The organism is Symbiopectobacterium sp. (assembly GCF_051710365.1).
GTDB lineage: Bacteria > Pseudomonadota > Gammaproteobacteria > Enterobacterales > Enterobacteriaceae > Symbiopectobacterium.
Map to the genome: position 1 here is coordinate 1 of NZ_JBPETA010000264.1, position 3,326 is coordinate 3,326.

The window sequence follows — 3,326 nt, forward strand, 5'->3', positions numbered from 1 at the left end:
GGGCCTTGTTATAGGAGGGCCAGTTAGTGATTTTAAAATTTTGTTTTGCCATGGAGACCTGATTTTGAAACAACTATGGTGATCTGATCCGATGATTACCCAAACTTTCTATTTATTCAACAAAGCCATGACAATATTGCGATTAAAGCAGGCAACAGCGGGCCAACGCGTTTTATCTCTATTCTGGATAACCACTTCTATTCCGGTCACGACATGTCTATCGGCAGTGAAACCAACAGCGGCATCAGCGATATTCTGATTAAAGATCTTACCTTGGATGGCACAACGTCAGGCATCAGAATTAAAAGCGATTCCAGCCGCGGCGGGATCGTTGAAAACGTCAAGGTTGAGAATGTCTGTTTACGCGATAACAAATGGCCGATTACGCTGGATACGGCTTATGAAGGTAAAAAGGGCAACCTAATTCCCTGGTACCACCATATTTCGCTGAAAAATGTGTCCGGTAACGGCGGCAAGGTGGTACTTAACGGCTATGACAGCGATCATCCCCTTGATGTAACCTTTGACGGTGTCAAAATCGATAATCTTCAGGGCTGGCATCAACAGAACACCATTGTTCATGTGGCTGAAGGCGGCTTGACCCCAGCGCCCTCGACCATTACCGATGCAAAAGCGGTGAAAACGGTGTATGCCTGTGAAGGCAAATGGCTGCCCTTCCCGGCAACGCGCCAATAGTACCAATAACCAAACTTGACAGCGCAACTCTGCCGTCGGCACTATCCGACGGCAGATTTATCTGACGCTCACCTGAACTCCCTCATTTTCAATAAGACGCCGCCAGGCGTTTTCTACTGCATCAGGAATATCAACATGGCCGATAAAACCGGCCCCTGCTGGTCCGTAGCCGGTTGCATCATCATCGCGCAGGCGCTTGACCTCACCTAATATCATGGAGATATAGCGTTCAAGCGTCCATATGCCCGCACGCTGTCCGCCGGTAATCACCAGGGAATCGTCCACCTTGACTACATGCGGCACAAATACCGGCCAGTTGATAAATCGACTGGTTATCGTTTTCTGCCGCCAACTGTGCTGAAAAGATTCGAAGGTTCTGCGCTGCATGAGCGGATCCTGAACCAACAATATCGTCGCGGGGATCGATGACTGGGCCAACAGCCTGTCTCTGCTGGAGTCCGCATTTTGACCACAGTTGGTCGAGCGATTTTCTATCTCTATTTTTTCCCAGGGGATCGCGAAAACCTGATGCGCTTTCTCGGCGAGAATATCTGCTTCCCCCAGCCCTTCGGTCTCAATGGCAGCCGTGAGCGGGTCCTGTTTTACCGCCTGCTGTAACAGCATGGTTGAATGGCCGATACCCCCGCTCAGTAACACAAGGACGCCAGTTTGCGCGGCAAAATCAAGCGCACCGATAATATTCGGCATGATAGCGTGTCCCGCCAAAATCAGCAGGTCCGGGTTCAGATTTTCATGGGTGCCAAGATCGTCAAGGGCTAACCAGCCCGCCAGCGTATTCAAATCGCGAATGGCTTCATCAGACAGATACATTGTGTTTTCTACCCTATCGGATGCACGGAAAGCGACATCGTCGGCAACAAGATGATAGTTTAAAACAGAGATACCATAGACTATGACGGAGCCTACCCAATGACAACGCCCAACAAAGAAATGGTCAGCCGTGATTGGGTGAATCTTCGTCGTAATGAAGAAACCGGCATAGAGAGCTTACATGCCCATTTTCGCGGCCATACCTATGATTCCCATGACCACGACGAAGTATTAGTCGGAGTAACACAACAAGGACTACAACAGTTTACCTGTCACCGCGCGATGCACACCAGCCATCCAGGGCGAGCCATCCTGATCGAACCGGGGGCTGTGCACGACGGCCATGCCATACAAGCAGAGGGTTTTACCTACGCCATGCTTTATCTCCCCCAAGCCTGGGCGACAGAAATGATGCAGCGACGTGGATTGCCCGACGTGTCCGCATTAGAGGCCGCGTTTAAAAATACCCTGACGGATGATCCGACGTTAATTTTTGCGATTCAACAGGCCTTTTTCGCCATCCATCACCACGAAGGCCGACTCGCTCGGGATCAAAGTCTGGATCATCTGCTTTCGCTGCTCGCTCGACATGTTGTGACCCGGCCAGCATCCGTTTCGAACGATTCTCTGCGCCAGATGTACCAACTCAAAGATCATCTGCACGACAACTATGCATCTGGATATCGGGCTGGATGAACTGGCCCGCCATTCGGGTATCGACCGATTTCGTTTAAGTCGCCAATTCAAAAGCGCGTTCGGTCAGTCTCCACACGCTTATCTGGTTCAACTCCGACTGCGCACGGCACGTACCTTGCTCGCCATGGGAAATGAGCCCGTCAAGGTTGCTTCTCTGGTGGGTTTTTCGGATCAAAGTCATATGTGCCGTTGGTTTCAACGCGCTTATCGGCTTTCTCCGGCTGCCTACCAACGTCAATGCACAAACGTTCTAGACTGAGGTCGCCCCCATCTCCGATTATTTCCAGCGCAAGCGATAATCGGAGAATGATGACTGATGTTTGATACAAAAATCGTGTTTGTAGTGCGCAATGATTTACCCACCTGGCAGCGATTAAACGTTGTGGCTTTTCTGGCGACCGGAATCGCCTCGGCTCACCCCGATATTATGGGGTTGCCCTATGTGGACGCGCACGGACGCCATTATGGCAATATGTCCGGGCAGCCAATGCTTATTTTTGAGGCCGACCTTAGCGGGTTGCAAACAGCGCTTCGCAAGGGGCTTGAGCGTGAACTGATGTTGATTCCTTACGTACACGCTATGTTCTCGACCGGCCATGACGATGCTAACCGAACGGTATTTATGGCTGAAGATGCCAATAATCTTAATCTTGTTGGTCTCGCGATGCGCGGTCCGAAAAAAACAGTGGATAAAGTGATAAAGGGACTATCGTTGCATAAATAAATCACGATATAGCCGATAAACGTCGGGGGCCTCAGTAGTGAGGCACCGTTTTATTTGCTGATGGTTTATATACAGTTTAATGAAATTCTCTCTCTTTGCGTTGTCCAAAAATGAGGTGTCATTACCTGAACAGGGTAGCGCCTTATCGTTTTGACACCCAAAGGACTATTATTCATGCACAAACAGAGAGCCGTCATTCCGCACCTACTTTAAGAATAAATTCGACGGTATCGCTCGCCGAGAACATCAACGAGGCTTTGTTGAATAATAGGTAATCATGCTGTTTTTCCATGCCAGTTTTGGTTGAAAATGCTTGTCATCTCAGGTGTACAGTTTTCTCATGAGGCCTAACTGCATGATTTTGCGTTGCTAGGATCCG

Annotated in this window: 3 protein-coding genes and 1 pseudogene; 3 read left to right on the forward strand and 1 reads right to left on the reverse strand. The window is 49.6% G+C overall.

The features are described from left to right. Positions 1–114: 114 nt before the first annotated feature. Complete coding sequence (locus tag ACTBDZ_RS16290; RefSeq protein ID WP_438816087.1) at positions 115–696, forward strand: glycosyl hydrolase family 28 protein; 582 nt, start codon at positions 115–117, stop codon at positions 694–696. A gap of 57 nt (positions 697–753) precedes the next feature. Here ACTBDZ_RS16290 and ACTBDZ_RS16295 read toward each other — a convergent pair whose 3' ends face one another. Continuing rightward, the gene (locus ACTBDZ_RS16295; protein ID WP_438816085.1) at positions 754–1,527 is read right to left on the reverse strand and encodes an ElyC/SanA/YdcF family protein; all 774 of its coding nucleotides are present in this window, start codon (positions 1,525–1,527) and stop codon (positions 754–756) included. A gap of 99 nt (positions 1,528–1,626) precedes the next feature. Here ACTBDZ_RS16295 and ACTBDZ_RS16300 point away from each other — a divergent pair. After that, positions 1,627–2,482 (forward strand): annotated as a pseudogene (locus ACTBDZ_RS16300) (AraC family transcriptional regulator). Between the two features lie 57 nt (positions 2,483–2,539). Next, positions 2,540–2,947 carry a DUF2000 family protein gene (locus tag ACTBDZ_RS16305; RefSeq protein ID WP_438816086.1) on the forward strand — a complete coding sequence of 136 codons (408 nt, stop codon included), beginning with the start codon at positions 2,540–2,542 and terminating at the stop codon, positions 2,945–2,947. Positions 2,948–3,326 lie beyond the last annotated feature (379 nt).